Genomic DNA, 21,046 nt, shown 5'->3' on the forward strand with positions numbered 1-21,046 from the left:
CTGGTCAGAACTTGGCCCGCACAGTGAAGGCGTAATCGCCACCGGGCTCCAGTTGATAGTCGGCCTTGAGCAGAAAGCGCAGCAATGCGTCCTGAATCAGGGCGCGGCCCAGGGAGGGCTCCACCTGCAACTCGCCGCGATCAAAAAACCAGCAGAAGGTCCACTGGAAGCCGCCGGCCACCACCTCCCCCTCCAACAGCCGCTGGCTGAAGCTCTGGTGCAGCACGCGCAACTGAGCGGTAGTAGCAGGCAAGGGACTCATGCCGGCACATCCGCGAGCTTGGCAGCCGTGGGGGCCACAAAGCCATTGAGGCGATTACCGGCGCGCTCCAACCCAAGCTGCGCGATCAGATCCACTCCCGCCAACGCCTCATCGAGCACCTCATCGAGGATCGGCTGCTCGCTCGGGGAAAAGCGACCAAGCACGTGGGACACGGTGCGCTGCTTGCGCTCCACCGGATTGAGCCCCGGGGCCCCAATACCAATACGCAACCGCGAAAACTCCTGACCGCCCAGATGGGTGATGGTGCTGCGGAGGCCGTTGTGCCCCCCGGCCCCACCAGAGGCGCGCAGCCGCAGCCGCCCGAGGGGCAGATCCATGTCGTCCACCAGGATCAACATCTGGCTGGGCTCCAGGCGGAACCAGTCGAGGGCCGCGCGGATAGAACGCCCGCTCTCATTCATGTAGGTCTGCGGCATCAAGAGGCGCAGGCGGCTCGGCCCATAGCCAACCTCGGCCAGCAGACCGTGGAGCTTGGCCTGCACCTTGAAGGCCACGCCATGGCGGGAGGCCAAGCGCTCCAAGGCCATGAAGCCCACATTGTGCCGAGTCCCTGCGTACTTGTCGCCGGGATTACCCAGGCCAACAAGCAACTGCAGGGATGCGGCAGGCTGCGCTGTCATGGCAGACAAGGGGCTCAGCCCGCCGAGGCGTCATCGCTGGAAGCGGGCTCAAGCGTCTTGACCCGCTGCTCCGAGGCCACATCGGCTTCAACGGTGTCGACAACCTTGCGGAATTCCTGCTCGAACTCCTTGGAGGCGGACTGGAAGCCCTTGAGCGTGCGACCCAGGGTTTTACCCAGCTCAGGCAGCCGCTTGGGACCGAACACCAACAGCCCGATGGCCGCGATGACCGCCATCTCAGGCAGTCCGATCCCAAAGATGTTCATGGGATCAGCCGATGCCGTTCCAATTCACGGTAATGCCGTCGAGCAGCAATGACTTGTTGTAGAGCTGCAGGATCACCAGCAGGAACACCAGGAACAGGGCCATAAACACGCCCATCACAGGTGTGGTGCCCCAGCCAGGAACAACCTTGCCGTATTCAGAGTTGAGGGGACGCAGCAGGTCTCCCAGTCGGGTGCGTTGGGCCATGGAGGCGCGGTCCTCTCTGCCAGGGGATCGGTCTCGTTACTGTAAGGGTGCTGGCGGCCCCAACGGCTGCTGCCGTCGAGAGTTGTGACGGAACTCTCCGGAACGCATCACCGCCACCGGCCCCTTCACCGCCCACCCCCCGCCACCGGAATCGCCATGGAATCCACATCCCCAGCCATGTCCGTGGCCATCACCGTGCTCACGGTGCTGCTGGCCCTCACAGGGTTTGGCATCTACACCGCCTTTGGGCCGCCATCGAAGGGCCTCACGGACCCCTTCGATGACCACGACGACTGACGCTGGGGCGGAAGCAGCAATTAGCGGTTGCATCGCCCTACCCGCACGCTGAGCAGTTGCCAGGGTTGGAGCCAGCCCTTAGACGGCCCATCCAGCAGGCACCAGGGATCCGGCAGCTCGAGCACCTGACGCAACGGACTCAGGTTCTGTACGGTGAGCAACGCCACACCGGCCTCGCCCTCGGGATCGGGCCGCAAGCCCACCAAGTGGAGCGCCGCAGTGCCGAGCCGCAGTGCTGACGGCAACGCCATCGGTGCCGGCTCGACCTGTCGATCGCGTGGCAGCTGAGGCCGGAGCCACACCGGCTCCCGGAAGCGCACCGCCTGCTGGGGCACCGCAGCCTGGCGCCACCCTCCGGGGCAAGGCAGCAGGGCGAGGCGCAGGCGCTGATAGCCGTTGTCGGCGGATGGATCCGGCCAGGTGGGGGCCCGCAGCAGCGAAATCCCCAGCCGATCGGGCTGAGCCGACACCCCCTGGGGCCCAGCCAGCAGCACTGCCAAGCCACCGGCCTGCCCCTGGGAGGCGATCCAGCTGATGGCGGGCACCTCCCAGCGGGCCTGCTCGCGGGGGGTGGAGGCCGCCGCCGGCCGTTCGAGCACGCCACCACTGGTATCGGCGGCGTAGCGGCTGCTGACCTGGGCCAGAGGCAGCTCGAGGCGCAGCAATTCATGCTGCTGCCGCCAGTCGACAGTGAGGCTGAGCTCTAACCACGGGCAGCCAGCCCGCAGCTGCACATCCAGCCGGAGGGCACTCTGGCCGGCCCAGCCGCGCCACACCAGGCGGCTGCAAAGGGGGCCCTGCTCCACCAGCATGGGCCCTGCCAGCCATTCCAGCTCGAGGGGATGGTCGCGATAGTCGCCGGCCAGATCCCAGGCATCCCAGAACTCACCGTGGTCGCGCCAGCGGCGCCACTGCAACGGCCCCGCCAACTGGGGCAAGCCATCAGCGCCCCACAGCTGGCGCACACCCTCCGGCCCCAGCTCGACCGTGATCAGGCCGTTGCTCAGGCTCCACAGCTCCGGGGCCGCAGCCGAAGGTTCCCAGCGCAACTGCACCGGGTGAAGCACCGGCAGCACACGCAGCTCCGGCCCCTCTGGCTCCTCCGGCCGGCGCTGCAAGGCCACGGCCGCCACCCCGGCGGGGCACGCGATCTGCACCCACTGGCCGCCCCCAGGGGCAAGCTGACAGGGCAAGCGTTCCCCGTGCTGGCTCCAGCGCCCCTGGGGCAGCCGCAGGCAGAGCGGCGCCGCGGCCAGCGGCTGCAGCTGCACCAGCCACCAGGGCTGGGCGGCATGGTCCGGGGCCGCATAGGGCGCCAACCAGCGCTGCAGAGCCCCATCGCGGTGCTGCCGGGCCGTGCGACGGGCCGCGCACCACTGGGGTTCGGCCTGCTCAAACACCTCGGGAATCGAGGTGCCGGGAAGAATGTCGTGAAACTGCTGGAACAGCAGGGGCCGCCAATCCACGCCGGGGGCCTCGCCGCCCTCCAGAACCAGCAGGGCGGCGGCGAGCTCCGCCTCCCGCAACAACCGCTCCAAGCTGCGGTTATGGCGTTTCTGGTCGGGCCGGCTGGTGGCACAGCCGCGGTGCAACTCCAGATAGAGCTCATCGCGCCACACCGGCAAGCCGGCCTGCTGCGGCTCGAGGCGGCCGAGGTAGTCCCGCAGGGTGCCGTACTGCTGGGGGCAGGCCAGCGGTTGCTGCTGCCAAAGCTCCAGCTGCTCCAGCATCTCCGCCGTGGGGCCGCCGCCATGGTCCCCCACCCCTGGCAGCCACAGGGCCTCGGCCACGCCACTGCCCCGCTCCCACTGCAGCCGGTAGGCCTCCATTGCCAGCGGGTCGCCATCGGTGCCGATCGGCGCATGCATCAGGGCCAACACCTCGGCGCCGCAGCGGCTGCGCCAGCGGAACAGGCGATGGGGGAAGGGATTGGTGGCATTCCAGGCCAACTTGTGGGTGCAGAACCAGCGCACCCCGGTGGCCTGGGCCACGGCAGGCAGGCCCGCCGCAAAGCCGAAGCTGTCAGGCAGCCAGCACAGCTCGTGGCGCCACTCCGGAAAGCGCTCGCGGCTGTAGCGCTGACCCTCCAGAAACTGGCGCAGCAAGGAGGCCGTGCTGATCAGGACGCAGTCGGTTTCCACCCAGGGGCCGTTGATGGGCTCCCAGCGACCGGCCTGCATGGCCCGGCGAATGGCGGCAAACTGGGCCGGCTGGTGCTGCTCGATCCAGGCGTAGAGAGCTGGGGTGGAGTGGGCGAAGTGCAGCTGGGGATAGCGCTCCAGCAGCGCCAGGGCCGAGCCGAAGGTGCGGATCGCCGCCTGCCAGGTGTCGGCCACTGGCCACAACCAGGCCATATCGAGGTGGGCGTGGCCCAGCACCTGGAATCCCCCCTGCGGACGCGCCGCAGCGGCCTCGGCCAGCAGGGGAGCGAGGCGCTCGGGAGCCGCAGGGTCCAGGGGATCGAGCGGTTCCAGGGCTGCGGCGAGCGCCTGCGGCTGCCGCAGGGCCTGCAACGTGAGCACCGTGGCCTGGAGCACCGCCGTGGGATCGGCGTGGTCGCAGGGCTCCAGGTCCACCTGGCTGGTGATCAAGGCCCCGTCGTCGTGGAGCGGAGACCGCAACATCAGCTCCAACGCGAGGGGCTGTCCTTGCCACCAGGTTTCGGGCAACAGCCAGCGACAGGCGGTATCGAACAGGTCGCCCTGATGCACCTGAACGCCATTCACCCGCAGCACCACGGCATCAGCCCACCAGCGCAGCACCAGCCGCGCCTGGCGATCCCCCTGCTGCTGTTTGTGCCACTCGACTGGACACTCCAGACGGCACCGCAGCAGATGCCAACGCCCCCCACGGGGCCACACCACCAGACCGCGGGCCACCCAATCGGGACGGTGCAGCTGCCCCCAGGGGTCGTCGAGGGCAGGCCGTGGGGGGCCATCAAGGGGGGCGACCTGCCAGAGGGGGCGCAGATCCAGCCGCGTTCGTGCCTGAAACGTTTCAATCCAGGGGCGAACTACGGCCTCAGGGGCCTCCGGCATCGGTCAACGCGATCGCGACCCATAGGATGATGCGGCTGCCGCAGGGTCGTTCAGGGCCCACCTGGCGCCTGTCACTCCCTGTCACCCGCCGGACAGACCATGCTCGCTCTCAAGATCTCGGTTTACTCAGTCGTTTTCTTCTTCATCGGGATCTTCGTGTTCGGATTCCTGGCCAGTGATCCCAGCCGGACCCCCAGCCGCAAAGACCTCGAGGAGTGATCCCACTCCAGGCCAATCCAGAGGCCTGATGAACCGGCCCTCTCTCCTCAATGCAGGCGGGCATGCGTGGCAGGATCAGCTCCGCTTGCCTCGCCTCGGTGCCTTCCCCTCAGCGTTTCAGCCGTGTGATCGCGGCGTTGGGGTCGGTAGCAGTGTCGATGCAGCCGGGTTTTGCTCTGGCAGGGCCAGAGCTGCCTATCCCGGCATCGCCGAACTCCATTGACCAGCCGCCGAAGCCGAGGCTGATCCCGGCTTCCCCCGCGCAGCAACCACCTCTGGATATCGAGCTCAGGGCAGATACCCAGGGATTCGACCAACAACTCAACCGTTTTGTGGCCAGCGGTCGCGTGATGGCTTTTGTGGCTGGAGGCCGCTTGCTGGCCGACCGTTTGGAGTATGAGTTCACAACCCGCACGATCTACGCCAGCGGCAGTGTGCGGTTCCAGCGGGGTGAACAGTATTTGCAGGCCAGCAAACTGCGCTACAGCCTGATCGCCAGCACCGGGGAATTGGAGGATGTGTATGGCGTTCTTGATCTCGATACCACTGCCAGTGATCTGGATCTGGCTCAACCGCCCTCGGCGGCCCTTGCACCGCTCAGTTACTGGAACGCACCAAGCCCGCTGGCATCCAGCCAACCCCAATTCAGCACCGAGCCTCCAGCCCTCCTGATCCAAGCCAATGGCAAGGCCCAGGGCCAAGCGATCTCCAGCTGGGCTACCAGTACGGAACGCACCCAGACCGCGCTCGAACAACAGCCCCTCGATCCACCCACCCAGGGCGCTGAACCGTTTAAGGCCCTGAGCTCCGCGACGCTGCCCATTCCATCCGGTGTGGCACCGATCGAACCCAGCAACGCGGACTGGCGGATGCCTCCCGTGGCCCTCTCCCCCGCCGCCCAGACGATGGCATGCCCGCCACCGCTCCCGGCTATCCCCGATTGGCATCCCTATCCGTGGGCCGCAACCCTCTGGGGCGGTCAGATGGTGGATTCCAACTTCGGCGACACCTTCGTGTTCAACGGACGCCTGCGCCCGGAATATCTGCTGGGCGTGGGCCTCAACAAGCGGCTGATCGAGGCCGGACCACTGGCCCTGGAATTCGACTCCAACCTGATGGGCCACCACGCCTACACCCAGGCGGGTGGTGAATTCAACCAGGCCGTTCCTTTCGCCGACACCCCCGCACAGACCTTTGCTGAAATCACAGCCGGACTTGGCCTACGCCTGTGGGTACAACCCTGGCTCAGCCTCGGCTTTGTGGAAGGGGTGAGCCTGAACACATCGGTGAGCAACTACGAGAAGACCTACCGCGAAAACTACACAGCCTTCCTGAATTACTTGGGCTTTGAGGTGGAGGCGCTGGTGTCGCCGGAATGGTCGGTGGTGGGACGCATCCATCACCGCTCCGGGGCCTATGGCACCTACAGCGGCGTGAGTGAAGGCAGCAACGCTTACCTGATGGGCGTTCGCTACAGATTCGGGGAGGCGCCAGCCCAACGACTCACCGCCAGCATGCCTCCCCCCAGTGGCTGTTCCGATCCGGATCGCACCCGCCGTCAACCGGTGCGCCCCCTAGCCGAGCAGCTCAACAGCGTGGCCTTCGGAGCATTGGATTCAACCACCCCAGAAGAACCGAGCACAGCAGCCAAGCCCACCACAACCTTGACGCCAAGGCAGCAAGAACAGGAGCGCCAACAGGCCATTGATGCCGCCGTGGATCAAAGGGTCAGCAATCTCACCTACGTGCGCAGCCTGAAGCTGGAGCGCCGCCTCGGGGTCACCACCACCTACGCACAACCCAGCGAGGCCGAAACCTTCGGCCAGGCCCAACCACGGCAGATCCGCAGCCTCAATGCAGCAGGCCCCCAGAAATTGGTGGATGGAACGGTGAGTCGCTGGCGCTTCCAAGCCGCCAAACTCACCCTCACCCCCGATGGCTGGAGTGGTGATCGGGTGGCATTCACCAACGACCCCTACACCCCTGCCCAGTCGTGGCTGGATGCCGAAGGTGTGTTGGCCAAACAGCTGCCCGGCGGCGCCACCCAGATCCGCAGCCAGCGCAGCCGGCTGATTCTTGAGAACAGATTGCCCCTGCCGATGCGGCGCAACCTATTACTGGAAAAGGACAAGGAGGTCGACAATCCCTGGGTTACGGCTGTTGATGGCGAAGACCGCGATGGTTTCTACGTGGGCCGCAAGCTCCAACCCATCAAGCTGGGGCAGCGCGGGGCCAAGCTCACGCTTCAACCCCAGTTCATGGTGCAGCGGGCCCTCAGCGGCACAACGGACAGCTATCCCCTACCCGGCCAATCCGCCGGTGATCCCGGCAGCAGCCAGCCCACCCGCATTGGCGATCTGTTTGGCCTGGAAAGCAAGCTAAAGGGCACGGTTCTGGGCTTCAGCAGCGATGCCACCGTGAGCATCTCCAGCTTTGACCCCAGCAATCTCACCAATGCGATCCGCAGCTGGGGCGATTTCGCCAAACCGATCAGCCTGCCGGGTATCGGCACGGTCACGAGCCGCCTATTCGGGGCCTATCGCTACCGAACCTGGAATGGATCCCTGGGGGAACAGGATGTGTATTCCGCGCTTGGCGCTTCACTCGAGCAGGTCGGCGCGCTTCCAAACTGGGGATCAATCAGCCACAACTACTTCTGGCGCGCAGGCTTCGGCAGTTTTCAGGGCAATGAGTTCAATACCACCAACATCGCCGACTTCTGGCGAGCCAGCTTCTTTGGGTCGGTGAACAGCTCCGTAGCCCTCTGGACCGGCAAGCCGGCCCCTGTGAACGCCGAGGCCGCCACACGCAACACCCCAACCCCGATCGTGCCAGGGCTCAGCATCAACACCAACACATCGCTCAACGTGGCTTACTACGGCGATGGCACCAACCAGAACCTGCTGAGCATCTCCGGCGGTCCATCCCTGACCCTGGGCCATTTCACCAAGAACTTCCTCGACTACACCGTCTTCACCGTTACCGGTGGGGGCACCCTGCGCCAGGGGCAGAGCCCCTTCAGCTTTGATCGAGCTGTGGACCTCGCCACCCTTGGCCTTGGCTGGACCCAACAACTCGTAGGTCCGCTGGTGTTCAGTGGGGGCTTGGGGCTGAATGTGGATCCCTCATCCATTTATTTCGGCGACGTAACCGGGGCCTCGGTGGAGCTGCGTTGGCAGCGCCGCGGTTATGAATTCGCTGTTTATTACAGTCCCTACGAACAGATCGGGGGCGTTCGTGTGAAGTTGAACGATTTCAACTTCTCAGGAACGGGCGTGCCCTTCGTGCCCTATCACCCGAGCAACGAGTACGCCAAGCGCCGCTCCCTCTTTTAACGACGAGGTGCCAGAGGTGGCAGAGGCGGGATGCGCTCCTCAGGCCCACCGATCACCAGATCACTGCCGGTGATATCGGCGCCGATCAACACCACCCCCTCGGTGCGCACACCTGGCGTGAGGGCGTGAATCACGATGGCGTCACGCAGATCAGCCTGGCGCAGATCGGCATCGGCCAGATCAGCATTGGTGAGCAGCACACCCTGCAACAAGGCGCCCTGCAACTGGGCACCGCTCAGATCAGCGCCCTCGAGATTGCTGCCACGTAAATCGGCAGCGCGCAAATCGGCTCCCCGCAGATCCATGCCAATCAGCGACAGGCCGCTCAGATCACGGCCGCGGAGGTCGCAGCCAGCACAGGCCGCCCAAGGCGGACGATCAGCGGCAGCTGTTGCATAGGGAACCACTGGCAAAGCCTGAGCCTGCGCCAGAGCCGGCGCGGCAGCCGGCGCCAGGACCAGCAGACCCGCCAACACAGGGAGCAACGATGCAGCCATGGCCATGACGGCGCCAAGAACCCTGCTTTCTTGATAGACAGCTGAGCGACTGGCCGCCACAAGCCGCCAGGACAAGGCGCCGATTCAGCCCGGGAAGCCGCTCAAATAGGGCAAGCGCACAGCGGTGGCCTCCAGGGCCGTGCCATTGGCCAGCAGCTGACCCGTGGCGTCCCATTGGCCGCTGGCCAGTGTCTGGCGAGGCCCGGGGGCGAGTTCGAGCTGCCAGCGGCAACCTGAACCCTCGAGGCTGGCTGCCGCCACATCCAGGCTGAATACGGCGCTGGGATGAGCCGCAGCGGCCTCTTGGATGGCGAGCATTAGGTCGTGGCTCGCGGTGAAGCAGGGGATCCCCAGCGCCAGACAGTTGCCGTAGAAGATCTCCGCAAAGCTCTCGCCCACCACAGCTCGGATCCCCCAGCGCATCAGGGCCTGGGGAGCATGCTCACGGCTGGAACCGCAGCCGAAGTTGCGGTTCACCAGCAGGATCGAAGCCCCTTGGTGTTCGGGCCGATCGAAGGGATGGGGCCCGGCCGGATCGCCTGCAAGCTCAGCCCGATCATCCGCGAAGGCCGCAGGCCCCAAGGCCTCAAAGGTGACGCACTTCAGAAAGCGGGCCGGAATGATCCGATCGGTGTCGATGTCGTCGCCGCGCACCACCACGGTGGTGCCGCACACCGAGACGATCGGTCCGACAGGGAAGGAAGCGGTTGGAGCAGTCATGGGGATGGCGACGCGAGCAGACGGAAGCAAACCTGTGAGGGCAATCAGAGCGGAGCGGACGACGCCAACAGCTCACGCACATCGCTCACCTTGCCGTTGATGGCCGCAGCGGCCACCATGGCCGGGCTCATCAACAATGTGCGCCCGCTGGCCGAGCCCTGGCGGCCCTTGAAGTTGCGGTTGCTGGAGCTAGCACTGATCTGGCGGCCTTCCAGCCGGTCCGGGTTCATAGCCAGACACATGGAGCAACCTGGCTCCCGCCACTCGAAGCCCGCGGTGGTGAACAGCTTGTCGAGGCCTTCAGCTTCCGCCGCCGCCGCCACCTGCTCACTGCCCGGCACCACGAAGGCCTTGATGCCGGGAGCCACGTGACGGCCCTTGGCCACCGCCGCCGCGGCCTGCAAGTCGGAGAGGCGGCCGTTGGTGCAGCTGCCGATGAAGCACACGTCCACGGGCGTGCCGGCAATCGGGCTGCCGGGCTGCAGATCCATGTAGCGGTAGGCCTCCTCCGCCAGAGGCCGCTCATCGGGTTCGGTCTGCTCCAGGGTGGGCACGGTTTCATCCACGCCGATGCCCTGGCCCGGGGTGATGCCCCAGGTGATCGTGGGGGCGATACTGGCGGCATCGAACCGCACCGTGTCGTCGAACACGGCATCGGGGCCGCTGGCCAGGCTGCTCCACCAGGCAACAGCACGGTCCCAGGCCTCACCACTGGGGGCAAAGGGACGCCCCTTCAGGTAGGCAAAGGTGATGGCGTCGGGGTTCACGTACCCGCAGCGGGCACCGCCCTCGATCGCCATGTTGCAGAGGGTCATGCGCTCCTCCATGGAGAGCGCCTCGATGGCCGGGCCAGCGAATTCATAGGCATAGCCCACCCCGCCCTTGACCCCCAGGCTGCGGATGATGTGAAGCACCAGATCCTTGGCGTACACACCCGGCTGGAGAGCACCATCCACCCAGATGCGGCGCACCTTGAGCTTGCCCATCGAGAGGGTCTGGCTGGCCAGCACGTCGCGCACCTGGCTGGTGCCAATGCCGAAGGCGATGGCCCCAAAGGCGCCGTGGGTCGAGGTGTGGGAATCGCCGCAGGCCACGGTCATGCCGGGCTGGGTGAGACCCAGCTCGGGGGCGATCACGTGCACGATGCCCTGGCGACCGCTGCCGAGGCCATGCAGGGTGATGCCGTACTCAGCGCAGTTGCGCTCGAGGGTCACGAGCATCTCTTCAGCCAGGGGGTCGGCGAAGGGCCGCGCCTGGGAGGTGGTGGGCACGATGTGATCCACCGTGGCCACGGTGCGCTCGGGATGGCGCACGCTCAGGCCTAGGTCCCGCAGGCCGGCGAAAGCCTGGGGACTGGTGACCTCATGGATCAGGTGCAGGCCGATGAACAGCTGGGTGGAACCACCGGGCAGTTCAGCAACCTGATGCAGGGTCCAGACCTTGTCGTAGAGGGTGCCGGCGCTCACGAATGGCCCATGCGACTGAGGAGCCAGCCTAAAGCTGCACCCAGGGATCCATTCGCCTCAGATCCGGCTCCAGCGCACCGAAAAACCCTCTCTATGACTGAAAGGTCGAGGGGAGCACGCTCCGCGACACACCCCCGTGCGCGCAAGCGATGCGAATTGCCCAGGTTTCCCCGCTCTGCGAAAGCATCCCGCCCCGCCGCTATGGCGGAACGGAACGGGTGGTGCACTACCTCACCGAAGAACTGGTGCAGCGCGGCCATGCGGTGATGCTGTTCGCCAGCGGCGATTCCCGCACCAGCGCCGAGCTATTCCCCTGCGTGCCCGAAGCCCTACGGCTGGCGGGCTACGACGGCGACCCCAACGTGCCGGAGCTGATCCAGCTGGATCAGGTGATGGATCAGCTGGATCGCTTCGATGTGCTCCACTTCCACACCGGCGCGAGCCACTATCCCGTGGCGCGGCGCCTGCCCGTGCCCCATCTCAACACCCTGCACGGCCCCCTGACGGCCCCCGACCGGGCCCAGCTGTATCGGCGCTTCCCCCACCTGCCACTGGTGTCGATCTCCGAAGCGCAGCGCCAGCCCCTGCCTGAGGCCCACTGGCTGGGCACCGTGCACCACGGCCTACCCCTGGACCTCTACCAACCCGTGCAGAACCCCCGTGACTATCTGGCCTTCGTGGGGCGCATCTCCCCGGAAAAACGCCTCGACCGGGCCATCACCATCGCCGGCCAACTGGGACTGCCCCTCAAGGTGGCCGCCAAGATCGACAGCAGCGATCAGACGTATTACCGCGACGAGATCGCGGGCCTGATCGAGGCCAATCCGCTGGTGGAGTTCATCGGCGAAGTGGACGACGCCGGGAAGCAGGAGTTGCTGGGCCATGCCCTAGCCCTGCTGTTTCCGATCGACTGGCCCGAGCCCTTCGGACTGGTGATGATCGAGGCAAATGCCTGTGGCACGCCCGTGATCGCCTGGCGCAACGGCTCGACGCCGGAGGTGATCCATCCCGGCGTCAACGGTGTGCTGGTCGACTCAATCACCGAGGCCGTCAATGCGGTGCGGCAGCTCGACCGACTGGATCGGCAGGCGGTACGCCACGACTTCGAGCAGCGCTTCAGCGTGACCCGCCAGGCGGAGCAGTACGAGCAGCTGTATCGCCGCCTGATCGAGGCCCATGGAAGCCACGGCAGCCACCAGCCCCTGCACCGCCCCTGTTCACCCCGCGATCCCCAACTTCATGCCGCATGACGTGCTCCCCCCGTTCGTGCTGAAGAACGGGGAAACCTTTGCGATGCTCGATGCCCACGGCGAGATCCACCCCGACACCCACGCGGACTCGGGTGTGTTCCACCGCGGTACGCGCCATGTGAGCCGGCTGGAATGGCAACTGTGGGGCCGGCCTGGGGCGGTGCTGAGTTCCACCGAGCGGGGGGAACTGGGCCTGCAGGTGAGCCACCTCAGCAACGACGACGGCACGGTGCACCTGGAACGGAGCACGGTGCTCACACCGACGGCCTGCCTGCAACAACTCACCTTCACCAGCTACGCCCAGACCTCGTTGCAGGTGCCGATCACGCTGCACTTCGACGCCGACTTTCGGGACATCTTCGAAGTGCGGGGCTACCAACGGCCGGAGCGCGGGCGCACGGTGCACAGCTGCACGGCGGAGGGACTGGAAGCGGTGTACCGCGGACTCGACAACACCGAGCGCTGCACCCTCGTGCGGCTGAGCGGCCCGGTGCAGGAGCTCGATGAGACCTGCCTGGAGCTGAGCCTGCAACTCGAACCACGGCGACCAAGGCGGCTGTGCCTGGTGCTCGACTTCCACCCCGATGGCAGCCGTCAACCGCCGACGCCGGAGGCGGCCTTTGATGCAGCCCTGGAGGCGGCGGTGGAGCGCTTCCGCGAAGCCAACCGGCTGGCCGCCAGCGTGAGCAGCGACAATCCCGCCTTCAATGCCTGGATCGCGCGTTCCACCTCGGATGTCCACCTGCTGGCCAGCCAGCTCGACCACGGCCTCTACCCCTACGCCGGCGTTCCCTGGTTCAGTTGTCCGTTTGGTCGCGATGGCCTGATCACGGCCCGGCAGCTCCTGCTGTTCGAACCCAGGCTGGCCCGTGGCGTCCTGGGCTTCCTGGCGGAGCACCAGGCACGCCACGGCGACCCGGCGAGCGATGCCGAACCCGGCAAGGTGCTGCACGAGGCCCGGCTGGGGGAGATGGCCGCCCTGGGCGAGGTGCCCTTTGCCCAGTACTACGGCAGCGTTGATGCCACTCCCCTGTTTCTGATCCTGGCAGGCGACTACCTGATGCGCAGCGGCGATCAGGCCTTCATCCACGACCTGCAGGACCCCCTGGATGCGGCGATGGCCTGGATTCGCAACGCCGAGCAGCACGCCCCCGATGGCTTCCTGCGCTACCAGTGCGCCGCCCAGGGGGGCCTACGCAACCAGGGATGGAAGGATTCCGACGATGCCGTGCACCATGCCGACGGTCACCTTGCGGAGGGATCGATCGCCCTCTGCGAGGTGCAGGCCTACAGCTATGGGGCCCGCCAAGCGATGGCCCACATCCAACGGCATTTCGGCTACGACGCCGAGGCCGAGCGGCTGCTGGAAGAGGCCAGCCTGCTGCGGCGACGCTTCCACGACGCCTTCTGGTGCGAGCGGATCGGCACCTATGCCCTAGCCCTCGACGGCCAGGGCGAGGCCTGCGAGGTGCGCGCCTCCAATGCAGGCCACTGCCTCTGGACCGGCCTGGCCAGCAAGACCGCAGCCAGCGCGATCGCCCGCCAACTGCTGGCCCCCAGCAGCTTCAACGGCTGGGGAATTCGCACCCTGGATGAAGGGGAAGCCCGCTACAACCCGATGAGTTACCACAACGGTTCGGTGTGGCCCCACGACAACGCGCTGATCGCACTGGGGCTCAGCCGCTATGGCCACACGCCGGAGGCGATGCAGATCCTGATGGGCCTGTTCGACACCGCCCAGGCCATGCCCCTGCATCGCCTGCCGGAACTGTTCTGCGGCTTCCCGCGCCAGCCCGACGAGGGGCCGACCCACTACCCGGTGGCCTGCAGCCCCCAGGCCTGGGCCAGTGGCAGCCTGTTCGGGCTGCTGGAGGCGATCACCGGCATGGGGATCGGCCACAACGCCGAGAGCGGGCGCGTGGAGGTGCTGTTCCGCAACCCAGTCCTACCGGAGCGGATCAACCTGCTGGAGATCCATGGGCTGCGGCTGGGCGAAGAGGAGATCGACCTGCAACTACACCGCGGCGAGGTGGACACCGGGGTGCTGGTGAAACGCCGCAGCAGCGGCGTGGATGTTGTGATTCACAAATAGACGTTGTGATTCACAAGTAGATGGTGTGCGTCACACGCAGCCCCTGGACTTCAGCCCTCGGGGGGCGCCGCGGCCAGGCGCAGGCGGTGCAGCGCTTCACCGGCCGTGAGTTGCTGAATCCAGGCCCGGCCGCGGCTGGCGCCGAAGCGCACCCCCTCGCTGGTGCAGCCATCCGGGCCGGCAATGGCGAGGTGCACGAGCCCAACCGGCTTCTCAGCACTACCGCCTCCGGGGCCGGCAATGCCGGTCACGGCAATGGCCCAGGTGGCACCAGTGGCACGGCGGGCGCCCTCGGCCATGGCGCAGGCCACCGGATCGCTCACGGCCCCATGGCTCTCCAGCATTGCCGCCGGCACCCCGAGCAACGCCTGCTTCACCGCATTGGCGTAGGCGATCACCCCACCCAGGAACACGTCCGAGGCGCCGGGGACCGCCGCCAGGGCAGCGCCGATCCCACCACCAGTGCAGCTCTCAGCCACCGCCAGGGTCTCGCCGCGGTGGCGCAACAGCTCGAGCACCACCGAAGCCAGGCTGTCGTCGTTAACGCCGAAGCAAGCGGCTCCTGAGCGAACACGGATCTCCGCCTCCACCGGCTCGAGCAACACTTCAGCTGCAGCCTCGGTGGCGGCCCGCGCCGTGATCCGCAGCTTCACCTCACCGGCACCGGCATAGGGCGCCACGGTGGGGTTCTCCAGGGCCAGCAGATCGGCCATCTGCTCAGCCAGGGCCGATTCCGACACGCCCCAGAAGCGCAGCATGCGGCTGGCGAACACCCCCTCAGACACACCGGTCTGGCGTAACCAGGGGGCAGCGGTAGCGGCCCACATGGCCCGCATCTCGCTGGGCACCCCCGGGAAGGTGAGCACGGTGAAGCCCGGCACAGGGGTCCAGATCATCCCGGGAGCGGTGCCGGTGGGATTGGGCAACACCTGGGCCCCTTGGGGCAGGAAGGCCTGCTTGCGATTGCTGGGGGAGCACACCCGGCCGCGGGCACCAAGGCGGGCCTGGATGTCACGCCAGATCTCGGGGTGCTCCACCAGCGGTGTGTCGAAGGCTGCGGCGATGGCTTCCGTGGTGAGATCGTCGGGGGTGGGGCCCAGGCCTCCGGTGGTGATCGGCACCCGGCAACGGCCCGACGCTTCACGCACCGCCGCTATCAGCCGCTCGCGGTTGTCACCCACCACCGCCTGGCGGTGATGGGCAATGCCTAGGGCAGCCAGCTGCTCAGCCAACCAGCGGGCATTGCCGTTGGTGATGTTGCCGAGCAACAGCTCGGTGCCGATGCACAGGAGTTCAGCCACCATCGCCGGGCAGCTCCAGGGCCTGCTCACGGGTGAGGCTTCGGCGGCAGGCAATCACCACCCAGATCAGCACCGCCGTGGCGAGGGCCAGCCACAGGAAACGCAGCTCAGCATTGGCCAACACCAGCGCCAGGGCCGCTAGCCACTGGGTAAAGGCATAGATGAGAACCACGGTGCGGCGATGGCTGAAGCCTGCCCGCAGCAGGCGATGGTGCAGGTGGCGGCGGTCGGGATAGAAGGGCGAATGGCCCTCGCTCACCCGGCCCATGATCACCGCCGACATGTCGGCCAAGGGCAGCGACAGAATCAGCAGTGGCAGCAACAGACTCACGCTGGTGAGGCCCTTGGCGGGCCCCACGATGCTGATGGCCGCCAGGGCGAAGCCCAGGAAATAGGAGCCGCCATCGCCCATGAAGATGCGGGCGGGGTTGAAGTTATGGCGCAGAAAGCCGAGGCAACTGCCCGCCAAGGCGGCAGCCAGCAGCCCGGGCGCCGGCTGGTTGAGGCTGTAGCTCACCGACAACAAGCCAACCGCCGCAATGCCACTGACGCCGGCGGCCAGACCATCGAGGCCATCCAGCCAGTTGATGGCATTGGTGATGCCCACCAGCCAGATCACCGTGGCCAGCAAACTCAGCCCATCGGGCAGGGGCAGGGCGCCGGGCTGGCCACCGAACAGGGCGAAGGGCAGATCGATGGCGCCGATCCGCACACCCTGACTCCACACCGCCATCGCCACTCCCACCTGGCCGGCCAGCCGTGGGAGCGGCGGTAGCGCGAACAGATCGTCGGCCAGGCCGATCACGAAGAAGCAGAGAGCTCCGGCCAGGGTGGTCCAGATCAGCTGGTCTTTTTCAGGCGCCAGGCCGGCAAAGCCCCCCAGCCACCAGATCACCAGAAGCGCCAGCCCAAAGCCCGCCACGATGCCCACCCCACCCAGCCGCACCATCGGCGTGGTGTGCTGCTTTCGGGCATCGGGCTGGTCAATGAGCCCCCAGCGCAGTCCGGCCCGGCGCACCAGCGGCACGATCAAGGCGGTGAGCAGCGCAGCGGCAGCAAAGACCAGCACCGCAGCGAGGTCTGGCCTGCTGGAGATCGTCACAAGCGCTGCATGGATCGGGAAGAATGCCGGAGCTGGCCCGGTGGGCGAAAGCTTAAGCAGGGCCAGCCATTCGAGCGGTTACGCAGGCTGCAGCTGACGCTCAGTGGAATACAGGGGGAAGCGGGCGCACAGGGCAGCCACCCGCTCGCGGCAGCGCTGTTCGATGCCAGCGTCCTCCGGGTTCAGCAGGCGATCGGCGATCACATCGGCCACCTCGCGGAAGGCGGCCTCGTCGAAACCACGGGTGGTGCAGGCGGCAGTGCCGAGGCGCAGACCACTGGTCACGAAGGGCGACTGGGGATCGAAGGGCACCGTGTTCTTGTTGGCGGTGATGTGCACATCACTCACCAGCAAGTCGGCCACCTTGCCGGTCATGCCGATGCCGCGCAGATCCAGCAGCACGATGTGGTTGTCGGTGCCACCGCTCACCACAGCGATACCGCGCTCCTGGATGCGCTCGGCGAGGGCCTGGGCGTTAGCCACCACCTGCTGGCTGTAGGCCTGGAAGCTGGGCTGCAGGGCCTCACCGAAGGCCACGGCCTTGGCAGCGATCACGTGCTCGAGCGGGCCGCCCTGGCTGCCGGGGAACACGGCCTTATCGAACTGCTTGCCGAACTCGGCATCGCGGCAGAGGATCAGGCCACCGCGGGGGCCCCGCAGGGTCTTGTGGGTGGTGGTGGTCACCACGTCGCAATGGGGCACCGGACTGGGGTGCACGCCCGCCGCCACCAGACCGGCGATGTGGGCCATATCCGCCAGCAGGTAGGCACCCACCTCATCGGCAATGGCGCGGAAGGCCTGGAAATCAATGGTGCGGGGATAGGCGGAATAGCCGCACACGATCAGCTTGGGCTTGTGCTCCAGGGCCAGCTGGCGGATGGTGTCGAAGTTGAGCTGCTGGGTGTCGGGGTCCACGCCGTAGTGCACGGCCTTGAACCACTTGCCGCTCACGTTCACCGGCGAGCCATGGGTGAGGTGGCCGCCGTGGCTGAGGTCCATGCCCAGGATCGTGTCGCCGGGCTGCAGCAGGGCCAGGAACACCGCGAAGTTGGCCTGGGCGCCGCTGTGGGGCTGCACGTTGGCCCAGGCGGCACCAAACAACTGCTTGGCCCGCTCAATCGCCAGTTCCTCGATGGCGTCCACGTGCTCACAGCCGCCGTAGTAGCGCTTGGCCGGCAGACCCTCGGCGTATTTGTTGGTGAGCACCGAGCCCTGGGCCTCCATCACGGCCCGGGAGGCGAAGTTCTCGGAGGCGATCAGCTCCAGGTGCGTTTCCTGGCGATCGAGTTCCTTGTTGATCAGGGCCGCAATGGCGGGATCACCGCTGGCCAGGGAGGTGTTGATCGCCGCACCGCTGGAAGCCGCCATGAAACCCGCGCAAGATGAATCGATCGTAAGAAACCGACAACAGCCACGACTTGGCCTGCAAACACAAAAAAACCGCCCCGGAGGACGGTTTTGGTTTCAAGCGCGCCTGGAGAGATTCGAACTCCCGACCCTCTGATCCGTAGTCAGATGCTCTAATCCGCTGAGCTACAAGCGCCTGTGCCTGCCCTGACATTGTGCCCACATCGGGGGCCCGGCCGTCAACTGGGCCCCACAGGCCCCGGCTGAAGCAGGGCCGCCACAATCAAGACAACCCCCGCCGCGCCCTGCGGCTTCTCCCCTCATGCCGATCCGCTGGTACGGGCCCGCCAACCCCGACGACCCCACCTACCGCCACTTCGAGCGCATCGTGAATGTGGTGCTGCACGGGGGCATCTTCGCCGCCGTCAACAGCGGCCTCTGGTTCGTCCAGGGCATCCGCCATCCCTGGGGTCATCTGGCCTGGCTCACAGAGATCTGGGCGGTGCTGCTGCTGGCCCAACTGGTGAGCGTTGTGGTGCAGCGGCCCAAGGTCAATGCCGAATCCACATCGGCCGGGCCATCGTGAACGGGAGCCTCTGAAGCCGCCGCCATGGCCCTCTCCCCAGACGAGATCCGCAGCCTGCAGCTGGAACTGGCAGACCGCCTCTACATCCAGATCGGCGGCTGGCATCTGTATCTGGGCGACGCCGGCCTGGCCGCAACCCTGGCGATCGAATGCGCCGCTCGGCTGGATCAAGGGCCTGGGGTGTGCGCCCGCCAGGCCCTGGAGGCCGTGCAGGTGCCCATCGGCGGCGGCAGCAGCAAGCTGCCCCTGGCCCGGCTGGTGCCCCCCGGCCAGTTACAGGATCTCGAAGATCTGCTGGCCAGCCGTTGCTGAGCCTTGTCGGGCCACGGCAGGGCGGATAGGGTTGCGCCTCCCGCCGCGGCCCTGTGCTGGTCATCGAGGTCACCAACGCCCGCGAGGTGGTGCGCCAGCGCATTGGCCGCCTCGGCAGCCGACTGATCGGCAAGGTGGTGGATGCTGAAGCCCAGGTGGAAAAGGCGCTGATCCAGGAACTGGAGAATGCCTTCCGCGACTTCGGCATCGAGGCGCGCATCTTCTCGGTGGATGGCCCGGCCATGGTGGGCCGCAGCCATCTGGAGATCCCGGTGCAGGTGCGCGAGGAACGGATCGTGGAGCTCTGAGCCCGGGCAGAGGGCCGAGCGCCAAGCTCAGCTGAGCCCTGGCAATCTTTGGCGCAACTGACGACTGAGCTCACGGGCCTCGGGCACGCCCGCCCAGCTGGCCAGTAGCCCATACACCAACAGACCCACCCCACTACAGAAAGCGCACTGGATCAGCAGGCCCCAGATGTGGGAGGGCCAGCCAATGCCCTCAGACAGCCCCCAGGCCGCCAAGCCGGCCAGCACCGCTGCACCCAGCAACAGCAAGGTGTCGCGGCCCCACACCCGCAGCGGCAGGCCACCCAGGCGTTGCTGCAGAGCCAGAAGCAGCCCCAGGCAGGTGATCACATTCACCGCCACCGTGGCGAGCACCAGGCCGGGCGCTCCGAAATTGAGGGCCGGCACCTGCAGCCCCCAGGGGGTGGGGCCGCCCACCAGCAGCCAGTCGAAAATCACATTCAGGCCAATGCCGGCCATGGAGAAGCGAAAGGGCGTGGTGCCATCGCCCAGGGCGTAGAACACCCGCACCAGCACATCACGGCCGAGATAGGCGGGCATCCCCACGCCGTAGGCCATCAGCAGCCCCCCCACCAGGGCCGCAGCACTGGCGTTGAAGGCCCCGCGCTCGTACACCAGCGCCACGATCGGGCCGGCCAGGCCCACCATCAGCGCCCCCAGCGGCAGCATCGAGGCGCTGGAAAGCATCAGGCCCTGGCGGATCCGACCCACCAGCTCCGGCCGATCGGCCGGTGCCGTGAGCCTGGCGAACACCGGCAGCAAGGGCACCAGCAGGGCATTGGAGAGCAAGCCGAGGGGGGTCTGCACCAGCAGGTTGGCGTAGCCCAGGCCAGCGGCCGCTCCCACAATTCCGGAAGCAAAGAACAGATCCGTGAACACGTTGATCTGCAGCATCCCCGAGGAGAGGGTGGCCGGCCCCATCACCTGCAGCACCTCCTGCACGCCAGGGTGCTTCCAATCCCACACCAGCTGGAATTTGTGCAACCCCTGCTTGGCCAGGGCCGGCAGCTGAATCAACCACTGGAACACCGCCCCCAGCAGGGTGGTACCAGCCAGCACAGCTCCGCCCACCGCCGCGTATTGGGGTAAGGCGATCGCCGAGCCCAGATGGGCCCAGAGAATGCCCAGGCCGGCGATCACGGCCACGCTGGACAGCAGCGGGCTCACCGAGGGCAGCCAGAATTCATCGGCCGCATTCAGGGCGCCAAAGCCCAGCCCGATCAGGCCAGCGAACAGGGCCATGGGCGCCATCCAGCGCAGTTCGAGCACGGCAATGGCGTGGCGCTCGGCATCGAGGCCCGGACCCACCAGATCGATCAGCGGATCGGCCGCCAGGAACAACAGCAGGGTCACGCCGATCAGCACAGCCCCCACCAGAGTGTTAATCGCGGCGAGCACGTGGGCCCCTTCCTCGCGGGGGCGGCGGGCCAACACGCTCACCATGGCGCTGTGGAAGGGTCCATTGATCCCCCCCAACAGAATCAGCAGAAAGCCAGGCAGCACATAGGCGTAGTTGTAGGCGTCGTAAGCGATGCCCACGCCGAAGGCGGCGGCGATCACCTGCTGGCGCACCAGGCCCGCCACCTTGCTGAGGGCCGTGGCCACCGCCACGATCAGGGCGATGCGGCGCAGGGAGCGACCCGCGCCAACCCCAGGGGCCTCAGAGTGGCTGATATCGCTGGGCTGGCTGGCTTCGCTGGTTTGGCTCAGCCGGTAGGGCCGTAGCCAGGCACTGAGGCGATTCTTGCCTGTATTCGGGCGGTTGTTCTGGGCCACCATGGCCCGAGCACCCCGCCTCCAGCCCC

At 66.8% G+C, this 21,046-nt stretch carries 19 protein-coding genes, 1 tRNA gene and 1 pseudogene; 8 read left to right on the forward strand and 13 right to left on the reverse strand.

Annotated elements, in window-relative coordinates; translation table 11 throughout:
- Positions 1 to 4 precede the first annotated feature (4 nt).
- The 4 genes and pseudogenes from KBZ14_RS08625 to psbH form a co-directional block, all read right to left on the reverse strand.
- The gene (locus KBZ14_RS08625) at positions 5 to 262 is read right to left on the reverse strand and encodes a DUF3146 family protein (protein WP_255117920.1); all 258 of its coding nucleotides are present in this window, start codon (positions 260 to 262) and stop codon (positions 5 to 7) included.
- Between the two features lie 15 nt (positions 263 to 277).
- Positions 278 to 903, reverse strand: a pseudogene (gene pth / locus KBZ14_RS08630) (aminoacyl-tRNA hydrolase); the annotation flags it as partial.
- A gap of 14 nt (positions 904 to 917) precedes the next feature.
- Positions 918 to 1,169 (reverse strand): TatA/E family twin arginine-targeting protein translocase, encoded by a 252-nt coding sequence (locus KBZ14_RS08635; RefSeq protein ID WP_255117922.1) that lies wholly within the window; start codon positions 1,167 to 1,169, stop codon positions 918 to 920.
- A 4-nt stretch (positions 1,170 to 1,173) separates the two neighbouring features.
- The gene (gene psbH / locus KBZ14_RS08640) at positions 1,174 to 1,374 is read right to left on the reverse strand and encodes a photosystem II reaction center phosphoprotein PsbH (RefSeq protein ID WP_255117923.1); all 201 of its coding nucleotides are present in this window, start codon (positions 1,372 to 1,374) and stop codon (positions 1,174 to 1,176) included.
- A gap of 156 nt (positions 1,375 to 1,530) precedes the next feature.
- Here psbH and psbN point away from each other — a divergent pair, with 156 nt between their 5' ends.
- On the forward strand, positions 1,531 to 1,671 hold the full coding sequence (gene psbN / locus KBZ14_RS08645; protein WP_255117924.1) for a photosystem II reaction center protein PsbN: 141 nt from the start codon (positions 1,531 to 1,533) through the stop codon (positions 1,669 to 1,671).
- Positions 1,672 to 1,691: 20 nt separating this feature from the next.
- Here the strand turns inward: psbN and KBZ14_RS08650 are convergent, their stop codons facing one another.
- The gene (locus KBZ14_RS08650; protein WP_255117925.1) at positions 1,692 to 4,709 is read right to left on the reverse strand and encodes an alpha-mannosidase; all 3,018 of its coding nucleotides are present in this window, start codon (positions 4,707 to 4,709) and stop codon (positions 1,692 to 1,694) included.
- 99 nt (positions 4,710 to 4,808) lie between these two features.
- Here KBZ14_RS08650 and KBZ14_RS08655 point away from each other — a divergent pair, with 99 nt between their 5' ends.
- Entirely contained in the window at positions 4,809 to 4,928 is a 120-nt protein-coding gene (locus KBZ14_RS08655; protein WP_010312075.1) for a photosystem II reaction center protein I, read from the forward strand.
- Positions 4,929 to 5,260: 332 nt separating this feature from the next.
- Positions 5,261 to 8,263, forward strand: a complete 3,003-nt coding sequence (locus tag KBZ14_RS08660) for a DUF3769 domain-containing protein (RefSeq protein ID WP_255117926.1) — start codon at positions 5,261 to 5,263, stop codon at positions 8,261 to 8,263.
- On the opposite strand, the gene KBZ14_RS08665 is transcribed toward KBZ14_RS08660, so the two are convergent.
- From KBZ14_RS08665 to leuC, 3 genes are all read right to left on the reverse strand, one after another.
- Positions 8,260 to 8,760 (reverse strand): pentapeptide repeat-containing protein, encoded by a 501-nt coding sequence (locus KBZ14_RS08665; protein WP_399210449.1) that lies wholly within the window; start codon positions 8,758 to 8,760, stop codon positions 8,260 to 8,262. The genes KBZ14_RS08660 and KBZ14_RS08665 overlap by 4 nt on opposite strands.
- 84 nt (positions 8,761 to 8,844) lie before the next feature.
- Positions 8,845 to 9,480 (reverse strand): 3-isopropylmalate dehydratase small subunit, encoded by a 636-nt coding sequence (locus KBZ14_RS08670; protein WP_255117928.1) that lies wholly within the window; start codon positions 9,478 to 9,480, stop codon positions 8,845 to 8,847.
- A 44-nt stretch (positions 9,481 to 9,524) separates the two neighbouring features.
- Positions 9,525 to 10,946: a 3-isopropylmalate dehydratase large subunit gene (gene leuC, locus KBZ14_RS08675; protein ID WP_255117929.1), complete on the reverse strand. Its 1,422-nt coding sequence runs from the start codon at positions 10,944 to 10,946 to the stop codon at positions 9,525 to 9,527.
- 149 nt (positions 10,947 to 11,095) lie between these two features.
- On the opposite strand from leuC, the gene KBZ14_RS08680 reads away from it, so the two are divergent.
- Both KBZ14_RS08680 and KBZ14_RS08685 read left to right on the forward strand, forming a co-directional pair.
- Entirely contained in the window at positions 11,096 to 12,196 is a 1,101-nt protein-coding gene (locus KBZ14_RS08680; protein ID WP_255117930.1) for a glycosyltransferase family 4 protein, read from the forward strand.
- Positions 12,123 to 14,288: an amylo-alpha-1,6-glucosidase gene (locus KBZ14_RS08685; RefSeq protein WP_255117931.1), complete on the forward strand. Its 2,166-nt coding sequence runs from the start codon at positions 12,123 to 12,125 to the stop codon at positions 14,286 to 14,288. The genes KBZ14_RS08680 and KBZ14_RS08685 overlap by 74 nt, the downstream gene beginning before the upstream one ends.
- A 50-nt stretch (positions 14,289 to 14,338) precedes the next feature.
- Here the strand turns inward: KBZ14_RS08685 and KBZ14_RS08690 are convergent, their stop codons facing one another.
- The 4 genes from KBZ14_RS08690 to KBZ14_RS08705 all read right to left on the reverse strand — a co-directional run bounded on the left by KBZ14_RS08690 (position 14,339) and on the right by KBZ14_RS08705 (position 18,234).
- The gene (locus tag KBZ14_RS08690; RefSeq protein ID WP_255118016.1) at positions 14,339 to 15,592 is read right to left on the reverse strand and encodes a competence/damage-inducible protein A; all 1,254 of its coding nucleotides are present in this window, start codon (positions 15,590 to 15,592) and stop codon (positions 14,339 to 14,341) included.
- The gene (locus tag KBZ14_RS08695) at positions 15,582 to 16,691 is read right to left on the reverse strand and encodes an MraY family glycosyltransferase (protein WP_255117932.1); all 1,110 of its coding nucleotides are present in this window, start codon (positions 16,689 to 16,691) and stop codon (positions 15,582 to 15,584) included. The genes KBZ14_RS08690 and KBZ14_RS08695 overlap by 11 nt, the downstream gene beginning before the upstream one ends.
- 78 nt (positions 16,692 to 16,769) lie before the next feature.
- Positions 16,770 to 18,059 (reverse strand): serine hydroxymethyltransferase, encoded by a 1,290-nt coding sequence (glyA, locus tag KBZ14_RS08700; protein ID WP_255117933.1) that lies wholly within the window; start codon positions 18,057 to 18,059, stop codon positions 16,770 to 16,772.
- A gap of 101 nt (positions 18,060 to 18,160) precedes the next feature.
- Positions 18,161 to 18,234 (reverse strand) — tRNA-Arg (locus KBZ14_RS08705).
- Between the two features lie 126 nt (positions 18,235 to 18,360).
- Between KBZ14_RS08705 and KBZ14_RS08710 the strand changes: the two genes are divergently transcribed.
- From KBZ14_RS08710 to KBZ14_RS08720, 3 genes are read left to right on the forward strand one after another with little or no spacing between them, the layout of a single operon-like run.
- Entirely contained in the window at positions 18,361 to 18,624 is a 264-nt protein-coding gene (locus tag KBZ14_RS08710; protein WP_255117934.1) for a hypothetical protein, read from the forward strand.
- A 24-nt stretch (positions 18,625 to 18,648) separates the two neighbouring features.
- Positions 18,649 to 18,936, forward strand: coding sequence for a DUF3181 family protein (locus tag KBZ14_RS08715; protein ID WP_255117935.1), 288 nt, complete (start codon positions 18,649 to 18,651; stop codon positions 18,934 to 18,936).
- Between the two features lie 53 nt (positions 18,937 to 18,989).
- Positions 18,990 to 19,244 carry a cytochrome-c oxidase gene (locus tag KBZ14_RS08720; protein WP_255117936.1) on the forward strand — a complete coding sequence of 85 codons (255 nt, stop codon included), beginning with the start codon at positions 18,990 to 18,992 and terminating at the stop codon, positions 19,242 to 19,244.
- A 27-nt stretch (positions 19,245 to 19,271) separates the two neighbouring features.
- On the opposite strand, the gene murJ is transcribed toward KBZ14_RS08720, so the two are convergent.
- Positions 19,272 to 21,020, reverse strand: a complete 1,749-nt coding sequence (gene murJ / locus KBZ14_RS08725) for a murein biosynthesis integral membrane protein MurJ (protein ID WP_255117937.1) — start codon at positions 21,018 to 21,020, stop codon at positions 19,272 to 19,274.
- Between the last annotated feature and the right edge of the window lie 26 nt (positions 21,021 to 21,046).

Source organism: Synechococcus sp. HJ21-Hayes, assembly GCF_024345835.1.
Lineage (GTDB): Bacteria > Cyanobacteriota > Cyanobacteriia > PCC-6307 > Cyanobiaceae > Vulcanococcus.

What these genes read in the sequence shown, in the direction of transcription:
- KBZ14_RS08690 (WP_255118016.1), bottom strand. Translation starts at nt 15,592, where the DNA reads ATGGTGGCTGAACTCCTGTGCATCGGCACCGAGCTGTTGCTCGGCAAC.
- glyA (WP_255117933.1), bottom strand. Translation starts at nt 18,059, where the DNA reads ATGGCGGCTTCCAGCGGTGCGGCGATCAACACCTCCCTGGCCAGCGGT.
- KBZ14_RS08655 (WP_010312075.1), top strand. Translation starts at nt 4,809, where the DNA reads ATGCTCGCTCTCAAGATCTCGGTTTACTCAGTCGTTTTCTTCTTCATC.
- KBZ14_RS08650 (WP_255117925.1), bottom strand. Translation starts at nt 4,709, where the DNA reads ATGCCGGAGGCCCCTGAGGCCGTAGTTCGCCCCTGGATTGAAACGTTT.
- murJ (WP_255117937.1), bottom strand. Translation starts at nt 21,020, where the DNA reads ATGGTGGCCCAGAACAACCGCCCGAATACAGGCAAGAATCGCCTCAGT.
- KBZ14_RS08715 (WP_255117935.1), top strand. Translation starts at nt 18,649, where the DNA reads ATGGCCCTCTCCCCAGACGAGATCCGCAGCCTGCAGCTGGAACTGGCA.
- psbH (WP_255117923.1), bottom strand. Translation starts at nt 1,374, where the DNA reads ATGGCCCAACGCACCCGACTGGGAGACCTGCTGCGTCCCCTCAACTCT.
- KBZ14_RS08625 (WP_255117920.1), bottom strand. Translation starts at nt 262, where the DNA reads ATGAGTCCCTTGCCTGCTACTACCGCTCAGTTGCGCGTGCTGCACCAG.
- KBZ14_RS08680 (WP_255117930.1), top strand. Translation starts at nt 11,096, where the DNA reads ATGCGAATTGCCCAGGTTTCCCCGCTCTGCGAAAGCATCCCGCCCCGC.
- psbN (WP_255117924.1), top strand. Translation starts at nt 1,531, where the DNA reads ATGGAATCCACATCCCCAGCCATGTCCGTGGCCATCACCGTGCTCACG.
- KBZ14_RS08685 (WP_255117931.1), top strand. Translation starts at nt 12,123, where the DNA reads ATGGAAGCCACGGCAGCCACCAGCCCCTGCACCGCCCCTGTTCACCCC.
- KBZ14_RS08665 (WP_399210449.1), bottom strand. Translation starts at nt 8,760, where the DNA reads ATGGCTGCATCGTTGCTCCCTGTGTTGGCGGGTCTGCTGGTCCTGGCG.
- KBZ14_RS08670 (WP_255117928.1), bottom strand. Translation starts at nt 9,480, where the DNA reads ATGACTGCTCCAACCGCTTCCTTCCCTGTCGGACCGATCGTCTCGGTG.
- KBZ14_RS08635 (WP_255117922.1), bottom strand. Translation starts at nt 1,169, where the DNA reads ATGAACATCTTTGGGATCGGACTGCCTGAGATGGCGGTCATCGCGGCC.
- KBZ14_RS08710 (WP_255117934.1), top strand. Translation starts at nt 18,361, where the DNA reads ATGCCGATCCGCTGGTACGGGCCCGCCAACCCCGACGACCCCACCTAC.